At 48.1% G+C, this 1,469-nt stretch carries 1 protein-coding gene; it reads right to left on the minus strand.

All coding sequences use genetic code 11. The features are described 5' to 3' along the window. Positions 1–1,469: beta strand repeat-containing protein (locus G4D82_RS14275; RefSeq protein ID WP_166337970.1), on the minus strand; the 1,469-nt coding region annotated here is incomplete at both ends.

Genomic DNA, 1,469 nt, shown 5'->3' on the forward strand with positions numbered 1-1,469 from the left:
GCCACTCCGGTATTGTTAATCAAATAAGTTACCGTCGCGTTCGGGGTTCCGGTGAAATTAACCGTCGCGGCACCACCTGAGCAAATCGTATCACCACTAACACTTGCCGTAGGCAAAGCACTCACATTTACCAGTACCGAACCAGTTAGGGCTTGGCTGCAATTAGGAGTACCGCCGCTGGAGATACTCACCAAATCATAAGTGGTCGCGCTGGTTAAAGCTGTGGTGATAAAACTGCCGGTTCCTGTACCATCCAAGGTAATACTTTGAGTGACTCCGGTATTGTTGATTAAATAATTCACCGTGGCATTCGGAGTTCCTGTGAAACTAATCGTAGTGGTATCCCCTGAGCAGATTGTCGTTGCCCCTGAAATCGTAGCTGTTGGTAAGGCTTTCACATCTACCGTGACTGAACCACTCAAGGTTTGGCTACAGTTCGGCGTGCCGCCGGTTTCCACACTCACTAAGTCATAAGTGGTCAAGCTCGTTAAAGCAGATGTCACAAAACTGCCGTTTCCAGCGGCGTCTAACAAAATACTTTGAGTGGCTCCTGCATTGTTGATTAAATAATTTACCGTAGCATTAGGTGTTCCTGCAAAACTAATCGTTGTGGTATCGCCATTGCAAACCGTAGTGGCTCCTGAAATAGTCGCCGTAGGTAAAGCTTTCACACTAATGAGCACTGAGCCGCTTAGTGTTTGACTACAGTTCGGCGTGCCTAAGGTTGCTACCTGAAGGATATTATAAGTCGTATCGGTGGTGAGATTACCTGTGGAGATACTCGCAGTACCTGTGGCATCCAATAGAATTGTAGCACTTGGGGTGGCATCAATATTATAAGTTACCGTAGCACCGGGAGTTCCCGTGAAAGTAATCGTAGTACCGGTTCCTGAACAAATCGTAGTGGTTCCTGATATGGTCGCGCTCGGAAGTGGATTCACCGTAACGGTAACAGAGCCGGTAATGTTCTGGCTACAACCTGTAGCACCGCCAATAGCAGCACTCACCAAATCATAAGTCGTGGTAGCGCTCAAAGCTCCGGTAGTAATACTACCATTTCCGGTGGCATCCAAAACAATCTGAATATTGGCCCCAGAAGCATTAATTTGATATTCCACCGTAGCATTCGGGGTGCCCGTGAAACTAATCGTAGCGGTATCGCCATCGCAAATCGTCGTAGAACCTGAAATGCTAGCCGTGGGTAAAGAACTCACCGTAACCACTGCATTCCCACTTAAGGTTTGACCACAATTCGGGATGCCGCCGGTATCGATGCGCACCAAATCATAGGTCGTGGTGGCCGTTAGTGCTCCTGTGGTAAAACTAGCATTTCCGCTAGCGTCCAATGTGATGGGGATATTCGCTCCACTAGCGTTGATTTGATAATTTACTGTGGCATTCGGCGTTCCGGTGAAACTAATAGTAGTAGTACCTCCAGAGCAAATCGTCGTCGTGCCCGATATCGTGGC

Source organism: Flavobacterium lotistagni, from assembly GCF_011392125.1.
Lineage (GTDB): Bacteria > Bacteroidota > Bacteroidia > Flavobacteriales > Flavobacteriaceae > Flavobacterium > Flavobacterium lotistagni.